The following is a 14,246-nucleotide window of genomic DNA, read 5'->3' as shown; positions in this document are numbered from 1 at the left end:
CGGGGCCAAGACGCCGGGCCCGCGCTCGGGGCCGGACGCCGGGGGACACGCCAGTGGGGGGCGGGTCAGGCGGGGTGCAGGGACGAGGCCAGCGACCGGAGCAGGCGTACGACTCCGGCGGGGCCGTCGACCACCACGTCCGCGCGCTCCCTCAGCTCCGGGACCTCGTCGCTGCCGCTGCACACCAGCAGGCCGGGGACGCCCTCGGAGCGGAGCTCCTCGACGGCGGCGTAGGCGGGCAGGTCACCCAGGTCGTCCCCCGCGTAGAGGACCGACCCGGCGCCGATCTCACGGGCGTACTCCCGCAGGGCCACGCCCTTGTCCATCCCCGGCGGACGCAGCTCCAGGACCATGCGGCCGGGCTCCACGACCAGGCCGTGCCGGGCCGCCAGCTCGGTCAGCGGCCCGCGCAGCGCCTCGAAAGCGGCCTGGGGATCGGCGGCCCTGCGGGTGTGGACGGCCACCGCGCGGCCCTTCTCCTCGATCCGGACACCCCGGTCGGCGCCGGCCCGGTCGAGCAGCCCCGGCAGTTCCGCGCGGACACCGGCGACCCCGGGGTGCGGGGCGGGCGCGGTGGTGTCGCCGGTGGCGGCGTCCCAGCGTTCGGCGCCGTAGTGGCCGAGGACGACGAGGTGCTCCAGACCGGGGGCGTCCGCGAAGCCGCCGTGGCGCACCGCGACCTCGGGCGGCCGGCCCGTGACCACCGCCACGGAGGCCACCTCCGGGGCGAGCGCGGTGAGCGCGGGCACCGCCTCCGGGTGGGCGCGGGCCTGCTCAGGGTCGGGCACGATCGGCGAGAGCGTGCCGTCGAAGTCGAGGCCGATCAGCGCCTTCCCCGGCCGTGCGAGCAACGCGTCGAGCCCCTCCCGCCCGGCCCGCGTGGCGGGCGTCGGCAGGGGCTCCGCGGCGCTTCGGCCGGCGGTGTTCGCGTGCGTGGCATTCGGGTCCGTGGAATCCGTGTGACTGCCCATACCGTCAACCTATCCACGCCCACCCCGCCGCACGCCACCCCGACCGGCCCGTACAGGACAGGTCCCCTCGGGGGCCCGCCCGGTCTACGGCTCCTCGCGGAGGGCGTTCAGCTGGTCCAGGAACCACTGCTCCGGCGGCAGCGCGGTCGCCGCCGCGGCCAGGCGTTTGGCGCCTTCGGTCCGCTCCGCCGGGCCCATCGTGAGGGCCTCGTGCAGGGCGCGCGCCGTGTCGACCACGTCGTACGGGTTGACGGTGATCGCGTCCTCGCCCAGCTCCTCGTGCGCGCCCGCCTCCCGGGACAGCACCAGCGCGCAGCCCCCCTCGGCGAGGATCGGGATCTCCTTGGCGACCAGGTTCATGCCGTCCCGGATGGGGTTGACCAGCGCCACGTCGGCCAGCCGGTACGCGGCCAGCGAGCGTGCGAAGTCGTCCCTGACGTGCAGCACGACCGGGCGCCAGCCGGGCGTCCCGTACCGCTCGTTGATCTCCTCGGCGACCCGCCGCACCTCGGCGGTGTACTCGCGGTACACGGCCAGGTCCTGCCGGGACGGATAGGCGAAGGCGAGGTGCACCACCCGTTCGCGCCACTCGGGGCGGTCCTCGAGGAGCTGCCGGTACGCCAGCAGACCACGCACGATGTTCTTCGACAGCTCGGTCCGGTCCACCCGGACGACCGTCCGTCGCGCGGTGCCGTCGGGAGCCGTGCCGATCTCCTCGCGCAGTGTGACGAGCCGCTCCTCGACGTCCGCCTCCCGCGCGCGCCCGCGCAGGAAGTCCGCGTCGGCGCCCAGCCCGTGCACACCGATCCGGGTGCCGCCGAGCCCGCCCGCGAACCGCTCGCAGCACGCGGTGAACGCGTCCGCCCAGCGGTGGGTGAGGAAACCGAGCCGGTCCGCGCCCAGCATCCCGCGCAGCACCTGCCCGGCGATGTCGTCGGGCAGCATCCCGAAGTACTCCGGCGGAGCCCACGGGGTGTGCGAGAAGTGGCCGATGTGCAGGTCGGGGCGGAGCTCCCGGAGCATCCCCGGGACCAGCGTCAGGTGGTAGTCCTGCACCATCACCGCGGCCCCCTGCGCCGCCTCCTCGGCCAGCGCCTCGGCGAAGGCCCGGTTGTAGGCCTCGTAGGAGGCCCACTGCCGCCGGAACTCCGCGTCGAAGACGGGCTCCACCGGCGTCTGGTACAGCATGTGGTGCACGAACCACAGCACCGAGTTGGCGATGCCGTTGTACGCGTCGGCGTGCACGTCGGCCGGGATGTCCAGCATCCGCACGCCGTCCTCGCCGACCCCGCGCCGCACGGCCTCGCGGTCGCCGTCGGACAGCGCCGAGCAGACCCACAGCGATCCCGCGTCCGGCCCGATCGCCGACAGCCCGGACACCAGTCCGCCGCCGCCGCGTCCGGTCCGCAGCGAACCGTCCTCCTCCACCGTGTACGAAACGGGGCCGCGATTCGACGCGACCAGCACCCGGGCACCTTGCATGGAAGCCATACGCCTGAACCTAGCCCGCCTCCGAAACGCTCAAACGTGGCGGATCAGCCGTATACGGCTCGGTCGTTCCGGCCGGGGCGGGCCCGTCGCGCTCAGGCCACCCGGCGGGACCGGTACTCGGCGATCTCCGTCATCGGAGGCCGCTCCTCGGTGTCCACCGAGTGGGTACGGGGCTCGAAGGCGGTGCCGATCCGTTCGAACTGGGTGAGCGCGGGGCGGATCAGGTGGCCGCGGGCCAGGCGGAGCTGGGCGGTGCGGTAGATCGCGGCGGCCATGCGGCCGAGGGCCTGGCCGTCCTGGTGGCGGTGCCTGCGGACACCGACGTCGACCTGGGCCAGGGCGTCCAGCCCCACCAGGTGCAGGGCGTCGATCAGCATGCCCAGCTCCACGCCGTAGCCGACGGGGAAGGGCAGCCGTTCCAGGAGCGAGCGCCGGGCCGCGTACTCGCCGCCGAGCGGCTGGACGAAGCCGGCCAGCTGCGGCCAGTGCATGTTGAGCAAGGGGCGCGCCATCAACTCCGTGACCCGGCCGCCCTGACCGGCCGTGGCGGCGGCGCCGGCCGCGCTCCCCCCGGACACCGTGAAGGGGCGGTCGTACATCGCCTTCACCAGGTGGACGTCCGGCTCGGTGAGCAGCGGGCCGACGATGCCGGAGACGAAGTCGGCGGAGAACTCCCTGAGATCCGCGTCGACGAAGCAGACGATGTCCCCCCGGGTGACGAGCAGGGAGCGCCACAGCACCTCGCCCTTGCCGGGCACGGCGGGGAGGCGGGGCAGGATCGTGTCCCGGTGGACCACCGTCGCGCCCGCCGCCGCGGCCACCTCGGAGGTGCGGTCGGACGATCCGGAGTCCACGACCACGATCTCGTCGACCAGCGGGACCCGGAGCATCAAATCGCGCCGGACGATCCCGACGATGTCACCGACCGTCGCCTCCTCGTTGAGCGCGGGCAGGACCACGCTCACCGTCCGGCCCGTGGCGCGCTTCGCGGCCAGGACGCGGTGCAGCGGGCGGTCGGCCACGGACCAGGAGCGGTCGGCCAGCCAGCGCTCGACTTCTTCCAGCACGGTCTGCGGCTCCTCACTTCTGTGATCCATACACCTGACACCCGTTGATCCATCTCGCGGTTCGGACGCGCACTCTCCGTCGTCCGAGCCGTCGGTTACAGTCTTGAACAACGCGGACGCCCCTTGCACACCGGGGGTCACGACCCCCCTCGCGTCCGCGGCGCACGACCGCGCCACCGCACGACACACAATCGAATACAGCTCATCCAGAGGGGCAGAGGGATACGGCCCGATGAAGCCCCGGCAACCCTCCAGCCGGTTCTCGTGGATCACCGTCGACCGACGATCACAGCGGAACACCGATCGTTGATCGCCGACCGCTGATCGTCCACGCGAGGCTCCCGGCTAGGGAAGGTGCCAAGTCCGTCTCACGGCGAAACACGTCGTGAGGAAGATGAGGAGAAAGGGCCTCGCCTCACATGGCTGTGCAGACCGTCGCAAACACCACCGGATCCCCCGCCGAGTCCGTCGACGGACCGGCCGAGCCCTCTGTCGATCTCGGTCCCGCCGCCGCGCTGTCCTGCCGCGAATGCGGCCACCGCGTCCCCCTCGGCCCCGTCTTCGCGTGCGAGGAGTGCTTCGGCCCGCTGGAGATCGCCTACGACTTCTCGGGCCACGACACCGAGGAACTCCGCCGGCGCATCGAGTCGGGCCCCGCGAACATCTGGCGCTACGCGCCCCTGCTGCCCGTCCCCGCCGACGTGGCGACCAGGCCGAACATCAACCCCGGCTGGACCCAGCTCGTCCAGGCCGACCGCCTCGCCCGCGAACTCGGCGTCACCGGCGGCCTGTACGTCAAGGACGACTCCGGCAACCCGACCCACTCCTTCAAGGACCGGGTCGTCGCCCAGGCCCTGGAGGCCGCCCGCGCCTTCGGTTTCACCACCCTGTCCTGCTCCTCCACGGGCAACCTCGCCGGTGCCGTCGGCGCCGCCGCCGCCCGCGCCGGCCTGCGCTCCTGCGTGTTCATCCCGCACGACCTGGAGCAGGGCAAGGTCGTCATGGCCGCCGTCTATGGCGGTGAACTCGTCGGCATCGAGGGCAACTACGACGACGTGAACCGTTTCTGCTCCGAGCTGATCGGCGACCCGGCCGGCGAGGGCTGGGGCTTCGTCAACGTCAACCTGCGGCCGTACTACGCCGAGGGCTCCAAGACCCTCGCGTACGAGATCTGCGAGCAGCTCGGCTGGCGGCTGCCCGACCAGCTCGTCGTCCCCATAGCCTCCGGCTCGCAGCTCACCAAGATCGACAAGGGGCTGCAGGAGCTGATCCGGCTCGGCCTCGTCGAGGACAGGCCGTACAAGATCTTCGGCGCGCAGGCCGAGGGCTGCTCGCCGGTGTCGACCGCGTACAAGGCGGGCCACGACGTGGTCCGGCCGCAGAAGCCGAAGACCATCGCCAAGTCGCTCGCCATCGGCAACCCGGCCGACGGCCCGTACGTCCTGGACATCGCGCGCCGCACCGGCGGCGCGGTGGAGGACGTGACGGACGAGCAGGTCGTGGAGGCCATCCGGCTGCTCGCCCGGACCGAGGGCATCTTCGCCGAGACCGCGGGCGGCGTGACCGTCGGCGTCACGAAGAAGCTGATCGAGAACGGCCTCCTGGACCCGTCCCTGACCACCGTCGTCCTCAACACCGGTGACGGTCTCAAGACCCTGGACGCGGTGGCCGACACCGGCCTGACCGCCACCATCCGCCCCAGCCTCGAGTCGTTCCGAGAGGCCGGCCTCGCCTGACCCCTCCTCCTCGGAGTCCCGAGGAGGCCGGTGGTCGCCCGCGGGGCGTCGTGCCGCACGGCCGACCGCCCCGGGGCGCACCCGGGCCGCGACCCCGCACCGGCTCACCGGCCGACACCACGGGCCGGCACCGCCGACCCGGCGGACCGCACGCAGAGTATTCACATCGTCACTGGAGGTCGAGTCGCATGAGCGTGACCGTTCGCATCCCCACCATCCTGCGCACCTACACCGGCGGCAGGGCCGAGGTGGACGCCGAGGGGGCGACCCTCGGCGACGTCATCGCCGACCTGGAGAAGAACCATGCCGGGATCTCCGCCCGGGTCCTGGACGACCAGGGCAAGCTGCGCCGTTTCGTCAACGTCTACGTCAACGACGACGACGTCCGCTTCGAGCAGGGCCTGGAGACGGTGACCCCGGACGGCGCCGGTGTGTCGATCATCCCGGCCGTCGCAGGCGGCTGATCATTACCCTCGGTAACCGATGTGACCGAGTGTTTGTCGTATTGCCCCCTCCGCGAGAGAAGCGGAGGGGGCAATTCCATGGGATTGGGCGCGATAGAGTTGGGGAACACGGTCCCGGCTCCCCGTTCTGGAACCGTCAATTCCTGCCGCGCACCCGACTGGATGCAGCCAAAATCCAGGCCACCTCTGCGGCATTTGCGGCCTTCGTCCGGCCTGGCTTGCCCTGGAATCAGGTGAATTCCCCCCACATTCCGGACTGGCGGCGTCCAGATTTCTCGTCCGATTGACCTGTTGCAGAGGGCAGTTGGACGGATACATTCGGCCGCGGTCGACGCGTTCCGGCGCACGCCCCCAATCGTTGGGGGGTGAGGTCTGACCCGGATCCGCGAGGTGTGGATCTGTGCAAGGGCCAGTAATAGGGGAGTTAGGCATGGCTCAGGGCACCGTCAAGTGGTTCAACGCGGAGAAGGGGTACGGCTTCATCGCGGTCGACGGTGGTGCGGATGTTTTCGTCCACTACAGCGCGATCCAGATGGACGGCTACCGCACCCTCGAAGAAGGCCAGCGGGTCGAGTTCGAGATCTCGCAGGGCCAGAAGGGCCCTCAGGCCGACATGGTCCGTCTCAGCGCCTGAACGCGCTAGCACCGCAAGAATTTCCTGCCGGCGAAGGGTCCGCACCCCTGGGGTGCGGACCCTTCGCCATGCCGGGAGCCGGGCGGCGACCGGCGCCGGAACCGGCCGCGCACGGCCGTCCCCGGCACCGGTCGCGCTGTTCGCGCGCGGCTGACTCCCCGGCCGTCCCCCGGAAGGCGCTTGCGCCCACCCGTCACCCGACCACCACCCCTCATCGGTCCCGCTTCGCGGGAGCGCCTTGCACTCGAGGGGGTCGAGTGCTAATCATTGGCGTTAGCACTCTGAAGGTGAGAGTGACAACGTAAGGACCGGGTCGGTGAGGCCCGCAGGCCGGTGGGGCAAGGAACCACCGGTTCTGTGAGCCGTCCGTCGCGGGCGCGGGCGCGGTCCGAAGTAATCACCCCCAGTCCTGGAGGGACCACTTCACATGGCCAAGATCATCGCGTTCGACGAGGAGGCGCGGCGCGGCCTCGAGCGCGGCATGAACCAGCTCGCGGACGCCGTCAAGGTGACGCTCGGCCCCAAGGGCCGCAACGTCGTCCTCGAGAAGAAGTGGGGCGCCCCCACGATCACCAACGACGGTGTGTCCATCGCCAAGGAGATCGAGCTCGAGGACCCGTACGAGAAGATCGGCGCCGAGCTGGTCAAGGAAGTCGCCAAGAAGACGGACGACGTCGCCGGCGACGGTACGACCACCGCGACCGTCCTCGCCCAGGCCCTGGTCAAGGAGGGCCTGCGCAACGTAGCCGCCGGCGCCAACCCGATGGCCCTCAAGCGCGGTATCGAGAAGGCCGTCGAGGCCGTCTCCGGTGCCCTGCTGGAGCAGGCGAAGGACGTCGAGACCAAGGAGCAGATCGCCTCCACGGCCTCCATCTCCGCCGCCGACACCCAGATCGGCGAGCTCATCGCCGAGGCCATGGACAAGGTCGGCAAGGAAGGCGTCATCACCGTCGAGGAGTCCCAGACCTTCGGTCTGGAGCTGGAGCTCACCGAGGGTATGCGCTTCGACAAGGGCTACATCTCGGCGTACTTCGCCACCGACATGGAGCGTATGGAGGCGTCGCTCGACGACCCGTACATCCTGATCGCCAACTCCAAGATCGGCAACGTCAAGGACCTGCTGCCGCTCCTGGAGAAGGTCATGCAGTCGGGCAAGCCGCTGCTGATCATCGCCGAGGACGTCGAGGGCGAGGCCCTGTCGACCCTGGTCGTCAACAAGATCCGCGGCACCTTCAAGTCCGTCGCCGTCAAGGCCCCGGGCTTCGGCGACCGCCGCAAGGCGATGCTCAACGACATCGCCATCCTCACGGGCGGCGAGGTCATCTCCGAGGAGGTCGGCCTCAAGCTGGAGAACACCGGCCTCGAGCTGCTCGGCAAGGCCCGCAAGGTCGTCATCACCAAGGACGAGACCACCATCGTCGACGGTGCCGGCTCCTCGGAGCAGGTCCAGGGCCGCGTGAACCAGATCCGCGCCGAGATCGAGAACAGCGACTCGGACTACGACCGCGAGAAGCTGCAGGAGCGCCTGGCGAAGCTCGCCGGCGGTGTCGCGGTCATCAAGGCCGGCGCCGCCACCGAGGTCGAGCTCAAGGAGCGCAAGCACCGCATCGAGGACGCCGTCCGCAACGCGAAGGCGGCCGTCGAGGAGGGCATCGTCGCCGGTGGTGGCGTGGCCCTGCTCCAGGCCTCCCAGGTGTTCGAGAAGCTGGAGCTCGAGGGTGACGAGGCGACCGGCGCCAACGCCGTGAAGCTCGCGCTCGAGGCCCCGCTGAAGCAGATCGCCGTCAACGCCGGCCTCGAGGGCGGCGTCGTGGTGGAGAAGGTGCGCAACCTGACCCCGGGTCACGGCCTGAACGCCGCGACCGGCGACTACGTCGACCTGGTCAAGGAAGGCATCATCGACCCGGCCAAGGTGACGCGCTCCGCGCTGCAGAACGCCGCGTCGATCGCCGCGCTGTTCCTCACCACCGAGGCCGTCATCGCCGACAAGCCGGAGAAGGCCGCCGCGGCCGCTCCGGGCGGCATGCCGGGCGGTGACATGGACTTCTGAGCCTGACTCACCTCAGGTTCGGACCCGGTCCGTCAGTACCGAGGGCGGCGTCCCCTGCTTCGGCAGGGGGCGCCGCCCTCGGGCGTTTCCGCGTTTCCGCGAGCGGGGCCCGGTCACGGGGCGGTGCTTGGACCTCGGGGCGGGTGTGGTCGGCGTCACAGGTGAGCGTGCCGGGAAGCGGAATGCCTTCAGGGGCTTGGTGGTTGGGGGTGTAGTGCGATTGATGCACGCGCACATACCGACTGGTACATCCAACGAGGAGCCCCCACATGACCGTCACCGCCTCCACCACCGCCGCCCGGGCCGCGGAGATCCTGTCCCGGCCGGTCTCGATCAACGGCCTCACCGTGCCGAACCGCATCGCGATGGCGCCGATGACCCGGATGTTCTCGCCGGGCGGTGTCCCCGGTGAGGACGTGGTGTCGTACTACGCCCGGAGGGCCGCCGCCGGTGTCGGACTGATCGTCACCGAGGGCACCTACGTGGGCCACGAGTCGGCCGGACAGAGCGACCGGGTGCCGCGGTTCCACGGCGAGGAGCAGCTGGCCGGCTGGGCGAAGGTCGCCGAGGCGGTGCACGCGGCGGGCGGCACGATCGTGCCGCAGCTGTGGCACATCGGGATGGTCCGCGAGCAGGGGCAGGCGCCGTACCCGGACGCCCCGGCGATCGGCCCGTCCGGCGTGCGCACCGACGGCACCGAGGGCACCGGCAAGGCCATGACGCAGGCCGACATCGACGCGGTGGTCGAGGCGTTCGCGCAGGCCGCCGCGGACGCCGAGCGCATCGGCTTCGACGGCGTGGAGCTGCACGGCGCCCACGGCTACCTGATCGACCAGTTCCTGTGGGCGGGCACCAACCGCCGTACCGACGCCTACGGCGGCGACCCGGTGGCGCGGGCGAAGTTCGCGACGGAGATCGTCGCGGCGGTCCGTGAGCGGGTCTCGCCCGGGTTCCCGGTCCTCTTCCGGTACTCCCAGTGGAAGCAGGACGCCTACGACTCCCGTCTCGCCGAGACCCCCGAGGAGCTGGAGGCGATCCTCGCCCCGCTCGCGGCGGCCGGCGTCGACGCCTTCCACGCCTCCACCCGCCGTCACTGGCTCCCGGAGTTCGAGGGCTCGGACCTGAACCTGGCCGGCTGGACGAAGAAGCTGACCGGCAGGCCCGCCATCACGGTCGGTTCGGTCGGCCTGAACGGGGACTTCCAGGACGCGTTCCGCGGGAAGGGCGCCGAACTGGGCAGCCTCGACAACCTGCTCGACCGGCTGGAGCGCGACGAGTTCGACCTCGTCGCCGTGGGACGTGCGGTGCTCCAGGACCCGGACTGGGCGGCGAAGGTCCTCGGCGGGCGCTTCGACGAGCTCGAGCCGTACGACGCGGCCTCGCTGCGGACGCTGAGCTGAACTGAACTGAGCTGAGCCGCGCCGCGGGCGGTTCCGGTGCGTGGCCTGCGGGCCCCGTCGGCTACAGGTCGCGCATCGGCTCGATGTCGTGCCGGACCGGCGTCCCCCACACGCGCAGCACCTCGTAGTCGGTGAACTCGTGCACCACCCGGTACGCCGTGGCGGGCCGGGGCCCGCGCTGCTGCGCCGCGATGTACAGCTCGGCCTCGCGCCGGTCCCGGCGCGGGGTGCCGCACAGCTGCCACGCCTGACCGTTCCACAGCTCCGGCAGCCAGCGCTGCTGCGGCCGGGGGCGGTCGCCGTGCATCCCGTACCGGGACGGGACGGGCTCGGTGGGCGGCTGCTGGGGCGCCGGGCCGTTGAACTCGGCGCGCCGGGCGGTGCGGCGCCGGGTCTCGCACAGCAGGCACAGGTCGGGGGCGCTCTTGTCGACCGGCCCGGTCGGGTGCTCGGGGCAGCGGGTGCTGGGCGCGGCCGTCTCGACGCTCTCGTCCAGCCGGTCCAGCGCGCGCTTCAGGTCGGCCCGCACCTCGTGCAGCTTGGCGTCCGGCGTGTCGGCGCCCAGCGCCTCGCCGTGCTCGCCGAGGACGCGCAGGGCGCGGCCCAGGGCGGTGAGCTGCGCGTGGTTCATGGTTCGTCTCCGTGTGGGGGGTGAGGCCAGTATCCCAGCCGTCACGAGCGGCCGGCCGCGGCCGCCAGCGCCGCGCGCAGGTGGCCGTCGGCCTCGGCGAGGAGACGGGTGGCCGTCGGGCCGTCCACGTCGGCGAGCAGGACCAGGACGGCGTGCTTGACCTCGCCGTCCGTGGCGGCCAGGGCGCGTTCGATGTCGGCGTCCGCCGCGCCGGTCGCGAGGGCGACGATACGGCGGGAGCGGGCGCGCAGCTTCTCGTTGGAGGCGCGGACGTCGACCATCAGGTTCCCGTACGTCTTGCCCAGCCGGATCATCGTGATCGTCGAGATCATGTTCAGGACGAGTTTCTGGGCGGTGCCGGCCTTGAGGCGGGTGGAGCCGGTGAGGAGTTCCGGGCCGACGACCACCTCGATGCCGTGCTCGGCCGCAGCGGCGAGCGGACTGTTCGCGTTGCAGGCGAGGCCCACGGTCAGCGCGCCCCGCTCGCGGGCACGGGTGACGGCGCCGACGGCGTACGGGGTGCGCCCGGAGGCGGAGACGCCGACCACCGAGTCGTCGGCGGTCAGCCCCAGCGCGGCCAGGTCGGAGACGGCCAGCTCCGCCGAGTCCTCGGCGCCCTCGACCGAGGACACCACGGCGCCGGGGCCGCCCGCGATCAGGCCGACGACCCGGGCGGGGTCGGTGTTGAAGGTCGGCGGGCACTCGGAGGCGTCCAGGACGCCGAGCCGGCCGGCGGTGCCCGCGCCCGCGTAGACCAGCCGGCCGCCCCGGGCCATCCGGTCGGCGACGGCGTCGATCGCGGCGGCGATCCGCGGCAGCTGCTCGGCCACGGCGCCGGCCACGATGGCGTCCTCGCCGTTCATCAGCCGGGCGATGTCCAGGGTGGGCAGCCGGTCGACGTCCGCCAGCTCCGGACGGAACGCCTCGGTGGTCAGGGTCTCCAACTCGGCGCGGAGACCACGGGGTTCGGGCGCGTCGGTCATGGAACGGTTCTCTCCGGTGGTCTGTGTCCGGTGGTCTGTGTGCGGTGGGCTGTGTCCGGCGGTCCGTGGGAGGCGTCCGCTACCGCGGGCCGCTCCGGTGCCGGTGGGCCAGGGCCTCGTACGACGCGGACAGGGCGGGGGCCGCCGACTCGTAGGTGCGCTGGGCGATGCCGACGAACAGGCAGTCGACCACCAGGAGCTGACTGGTCCGGGACGACATCGCGGCCGGGCGCAGCTCGCTCTCGCGGGCCGTGGACGTGGTCAGGACGTGGTCGGCGTACTGGGTGACGGGGCCGTTCGGCCGGCCGGTCACCGCGATCGTCGTCGCCCCGTGCTCGAAGGCCACCCGCAGCGGTTCGATGACGTCCCCGGTCGACCCGGAGTGCGTGATCGCGACGGCCACGTCACCGGCGCGCAGCTGCACCGCGTTGGTGACGGCGAGGTGCGGATCGCCGGGGGCGTGGGCTATCAGGCCTATGCGCAGCAGCTTCTGGGTGAGGTCCTGGGCGACCAGGCCGGAGGCGCCGATGCCGTACACGTCCGTCCGGCGGGCGCCGGCCAGTGCCGCGACGGCCGCGCCGAGCTGGACGGTGTCCAGTCCGGCCGCGGTGTCGGCGAGGGTCTGCTGTTCGTCGTGGGCGAGCTTGGCGACGACGTCGGCGATGGGGTCGTCCACCGCGATGTCGGTCGTGATGGAGGGCGCGCGGCCGGACTGCTGCTGGGCGGCGAGCCCGGCGAGGGCGAGCCGCAGGTCGCGGTAGCCGGGGTAGCCGAGCAGGCGGGCGGTGCGGACGACGGTGGCCTCGCTGGTGCCGGTGAGCTCGGCGAGGCCGGTGACCGTGAGGGCGGCGCAGCCGGCCGGGTCGCCCGCGACGGCCTCGGCGACCCGCTGCATGGAACGGGTCATCGAGGGGGCCAGCGTGCGCACCTTGGCCGCGAGGGCGGCGGGGGCGGGCGGAGCGAAAATTTCCTTCACATCCTGGGTCACTCCTGAAAGATATTTTCGTTTCGGTGGTGCGGTCAAGGGTGCGCACAATGGGGGCATGGCCCCCCATGACGATCCCGACGACCCCTCCGTCGCCCCTGTCGGTTCCCTGGAGCAGGCGTTGCACGCGGCCCGCGCGCTGGTGCTCGCGGACCTGGTCGCGCACGAGGTCGCCGAGGCGGACGTCGTCTCGCTCGTCGAGGAGTCCGTCGCGCACCGCCGCTGGTGGGTCGAACAGTGGCCGGAGGGCGCCGGGTTCCTCGCCGGTCTGGTCGCCCAGGACGTGCAGGACGCCCTGCTGGAGCGGTACGGCCGCTGGCCGCTGTGCCCGGTGTGCGGCTCCGGCGACCCGCACGCGCTGGAGGTGGAGCCGGAACTCGGCCCCGACCCGCACTGGGTGTGCCACCTGGCGGGCGTGAAGGTCGCGGCGGTCGGCTCGCTGGGCGGGGCGGCCTCGACGTGACCCTGTACATCGATCCGCCCACCTGGCCGGGACACGGCCGCCTCTGGTCCCACCTGGTCAGCGACGTCTCCTACGACGAACTGCACGCCTTCGCCGCCGCCCTCGGCGTCCCCCGCCGCGCCTTCGAACGCGACCACTACGACATCCCCGAGCACCGGTACCCGGACGTCGTGCTCGCCGGGGCGGTGGAGGTCAGCAGCCGCGAGGTGGTGCGGCTGTTGTACGGGGCGGGGCTGCGGGTGCGCAAGAGCACGGTGCGCGACGCCGCGGTGCGCGCCGGCGTGGTGCGCGTCGGCGAGGTTCAGCGGCGCAGTTCGTAGACGTACTCGCCCTCGGGTTCGGCGACCCGGGTGAATCCGGCGCGGGTGACGACGTTCTGCGAGGGCGTGTTGGCGCGGTCGACGACGGCGGTGACGGTCCGTACGCCGTCCTGCGCGAGCGCCCACGCCGACAGCGCGCGCAGCGCCTCGGTGGCGTAGCCGTGACCGCGGGCGCCTTCGACGAGGTCGTAGCCGATCTCCACCCGGCCGTCCCCGTCCGGAACGCGGTGGAACCCCATGGCGCCCACCGCGAGGTCGTCCTCCCGCCGGACCAGCACGTACATGGTCCACTCCGGGTGGAAGGTCCCTTCCTCGTACTGCTCGACCATCAACCCGGCCCCCACCCGGGTCCCGTCGGCGGGAGCGGAACCGACCCACGCGAAGCCGCCGTCACCGCCCGTACTCAGGTCGGCGGCGGTCGCGGGCGTGACGCCCTCCAGGTCGAGCCGCTCGCTGCGGAGCACCGGATTGTTGCTCCAGCGCCACTGACCGACGGGCTCGCGCCCCGGCAGGTCGCCGCGCCCGGTCGCCCACAGCAGGGTCTGCCAGGGGGCGGGACCCGGCCGGACGTGCGGGAAGATCCGGGTGAGGACGAACGAGGCGAGTTCGGTGGGTGGTTCGTACCGTACGCCCAGGCCCTCGGTGATGTCGTGGGTGTGCAGCAGCACCTCGGCCACGCCCATCGCGGCGAAGCCCTCGCGGTTCGCGTGCCGGAAGGGGTACGGGTGGAAGGCGCGGACCGCGCGCGGGGTGGTGCGGATCGCGGCGGCGAGCAGAGCGCCGGTCGTCCCGATCACGGTCAGGAGAGCGGTGTTGTCGGTGCCGTCGTCCGGAGCGATCTCGAAGGGCACGTACGCGTCCTGCGCGCGGCCGGCCAACTGGCCGGCGTACGCGATGAGGTCGGAGGCGATGTGCACGGCCGTCGCGCGGCAGTCCCACTCCAGCCGTCCGGCCCGTACCCCCTCCCACTTCCGTCCCCGGACCGCTGCCAGCGCCGCCACGCAGTCCGCGACGGCTTCCTCCACCTGTTCCGCTCCCGAGGCACGCATGC

14 protein-coding genes and 1 riboswitch are annotated in these 14,246 nt (G+C 72.2%); of the genes, 7 read left to right on the top strand and 7 right to left on the bottom strand.

The genetic code is table 11. The features are described 5' to 3' along the window. Positions 1-65: 65 nt before the first annotated feature. The 3 genes from otsB to ACWEQO_RS09165 form a co-directional block, all read right to left on the bottom strand. Positions 66-971, bottom strand: a complete 906-nt coding sequence (gene otsB / locus ACWEQO_RS09175) for a trehalose-phosphatase (protein ID WP_452980660.1) — start codon at positions 969-971, stop codon at positions 66-68. A gap of 84 nt (positions 972-1,055) precedes the next feature. Further along, a complete protein-coding gene (locus ACWEQO_RS09170; protein ID WP_452980657.1) occupies positions 1,056-2,462 on the bottom strand; it encodes an alpha,alpha-trehalose-phosphate synthase (UDP-forming) in 1,407 nt (468 codons plus the stop codon). A 92-nt stretch (positions 2,463-2,554) separates the two neighbouring features. Then, complete coding sequence (locus ACWEQO_RS09165; RefSeq protein WP_361451090.1) at positions 2,555-3,529, bottom strand: glucosyl-3-phosphoglycerate synthase; 975 nt, start codon at positions 3,527-3,529, stop codon at positions 2,555-2,557. Positions 3,530-3,728: 199 nt separating this feature from the next. Continuing rightward, positions 3,729-3,930, top strand: a riboswitch (SAM riboswitch). A gap of 18 nt (positions 3,931-3,948) precedes the next feature. Here ACWEQO_RS09165 and thrC point away from each other — a divergent pair. From thrC to ACWEQO_RS09140, 5 genes are all read left to right on the top strand, one after another. Further along, the gene (gene thrC / locus ACWEQO_RS09160) at positions 3,949-5,265 is read left to right on the top strand and encodes a threonine synthase (protein ID WP_452980654.1); all 1,317 of its coding nucleotides are present in this window, start codon (positions 3,949-3,951) and stop codon (positions 5,263-5,265) included. 188 nt (positions 5,266-5,453) lie between these two features. Continuing rightward, entirely contained in the window at positions 5,454-5,729 is a 276-nt protein-coding gene (locus tag ACWEQO_RS09155; RefSeq protein WP_361451095.1) for a MoaD/ThiS family protein, read from the top strand. Positions 5,730-6,159: 430 nt separating this feature from the next. After that, entirely contained in the window at positions 6,160-6,363 is a 204-nt protein-coding gene (locus ACWEQO_RS09150) for a cold-shock protein (protein ID WP_004929928.1), read from the top strand. A gap of 427 nt (positions 6,364-6,790) precedes the next feature. Continuing rightward, complete coding sequence (gene groL / locus ACWEQO_RS09145) at positions 6,791-8,413, top strand: chaperonin GroEL (RefSeq protein WP_202278356.1); 1,623 nt, start codon at positions 6,791-6,793, stop codon at positions 8,411-8,413. A gap of 269 nt (positions 8,414-8,682) precedes the next feature. After that, complete coding sequence (locus ACWEQO_RS09140; protein WP_361451098.1) at positions 8,683-9,813, top strand: NADH:flavin oxidoreductase; 1,131 nt, start codon at positions 8,683-8,685, stop codon at positions 9,811-9,813. Positions 9,814-9,874: 61 nt separating this feature from the next. On the opposite strand, the gene ACWEQO_RS09135 is transcribed toward ACWEQO_RS09140, so the two are convergent. The 3 genes from ACWEQO_RS09135 to ACWEQO_RS09125 all read right to left on the bottom strand — a co-directional run bounded on the left by ACWEQO_RS09135 (position 9,875) and on the right by ACWEQO_RS09125 (position 12,415). Next, entirely contained in the window at positions 9,875-10,444 is a 570-nt protein-coding gene (locus ACWEQO_RS09135; protein ID WP_452980650.1) for a hypothetical protein, read from the bottom strand. 41 nt (positions 10,445-10,485) lie between these two features. Continuing rightward, entirely contained in the window at positions 10,486-11,427 is a 942-nt protein-coding gene (gene murQ / locus ACWEQO_RS09130; RefSeq protein ID WP_452980647.1) for an N-acetylmuramic acid 6-phosphate etherase, read from the bottom strand. 79 nt (positions 11,428-11,506) lie between these two features. After that, on the bottom strand, positions 11,507-12,415 hold the full coding sequence (locus ACWEQO_RS09125; protein WP_361451107.1) for a MurR/RpiR family transcriptional regulator: 909 nt from the start codon (positions 12,413-12,415) through the stop codon (positions 11,507-11,509). A 55-nt stretch (positions 12,416-12,470) separates the two neighbouring features. On the opposite strand from ACWEQO_RS09125, the gene ACWEQO_RS09120 reads away from it, so the two are divergent. Both ACWEQO_RS09120 and ACWEQO_RS09115 read left to right on the top strand, forming a co-directional pair. Beyond that, positions 12,471-12,875: a hypothetical protein gene (locus ACWEQO_RS09120; protein WP_452980644.1), complete on the top strand. Its 405-nt coding sequence runs from the start codon at positions 12,471-12,473 to the stop codon at positions 12,873-12,875. Further along, entirely contained in the window at positions 12,872-13,195 is a 324-nt protein-coding gene (locus ACWEQO_RS09115; protein WP_452980641.1) for a DUF4031 domain-containing protein, read from the top strand. The genes ACWEQO_RS09120 and ACWEQO_RS09115 overlap by 4 nt, the downstream gene beginning before the upstream one ends. Here ACWEQO_RS09115 and ACWEQO_RS09110 read toward each other — a convergent pair. Next, positions 13,177-14,244: a GNAT family N-acetyltransferase gene (locus ACWEQO_RS09110; RefSeq protein WP_452980638.1), complete on the bottom strand. Its 1,068-nt coding sequence runs from the start codon at positions 14,242-14,244 to the stop codon at positions 13,177-13,179. The two genes, ACWEQO_RS09115 and ACWEQO_RS09110, sit on opposite strands and share 19 nt — an antisense overlap. Positions 14,245-14,246 lie beyond the last annotated feature (2 nt).

It is taken from the genome of Streptomyces sp. NPDC004051 (assembly GCF_053604275.1).
This window is presented reverse-complemented; position numbering and strand designations above follow the sequence as displayed.

Bases quoted from the DNA above. Each gene is read 5' to 3' on its own strand.
- otsB (WP_452980660.1), bottom strand. From the start codon at position 971: ATGGGCAGTCACACGGATTCCACGGACCCGAATGCCACGCACGCGAAC.
- ACWEQO_RS09170 (WP_452980657.1), bottom strand. From the start codon at position 2,462: ATGGCTTCCATGCAAGGTGCCCGGGTGCTGGTCGCGTCGAATCGCGGC.
- thrC (WP_452980654.1), top strand. From the start codon at position 3,949: ATGGCTGTGCAGACCGTCGCAAACACCACCGGATCCCCCGCCGAGTCC.
- ACWEQO_RS09155 (WP_361451095.1), top strand. From the start codon at position 5,454: ATGAGCGTGACCGTTCGCATCCCCACCATCCTGCGCACCTACACCGGC.
- ACWEQO_RS09150 (WP_004929928.1), top strand. From the start codon at position 6,160: ATGGCTCAGGGCACCGTCAAGTGGTTCAACGCGGAGAAGGGGTACGGC.
- groL (WP_202278356.1), top strand. From the start codon at position 6,791: ATGGCCAAGATCATCGCGTTCGACGAGGAGGCGCGGCGCGGCCTCGAG.
- ACWEQO_RS09140 (WP_361451098.1), top strand. From the start codon at position 8,683: ATGACCGTCACCGCCTCCACCACCGCCGCCCGGGCCGCGGAGATCCTG.
- ACWEQO_RS09135 (WP_452980650.1), bottom strand. From the start codon at position 10,444: ATGAACCACGCGCAGCTCACCGCCCTGGGCCGCGCCCTGCGCGTCCTC.
- murQ (WP_452980647.1), bottom strand. From the start codon at position 11,427: ATGACCGACGCGCCCGAACCCCGTGGTCTCCGCGCCGAGTTGGAGACC.
- ACWEQO_RS09120 (WP_452980644.1), top strand. From the start codon at position 12,471: ATGGCCCCCCATGACGATCCCGACGACCCCTCCGTCGCCCCTGTCGGT.
- ACWEQO_RS09110 (WP_452980638.1), bottom strand. From the start codon at position 14,244: ATGCGTGCCTCGGGAGCGGAACAGGTGGAGGAAGCCGTCGCGGACTGC.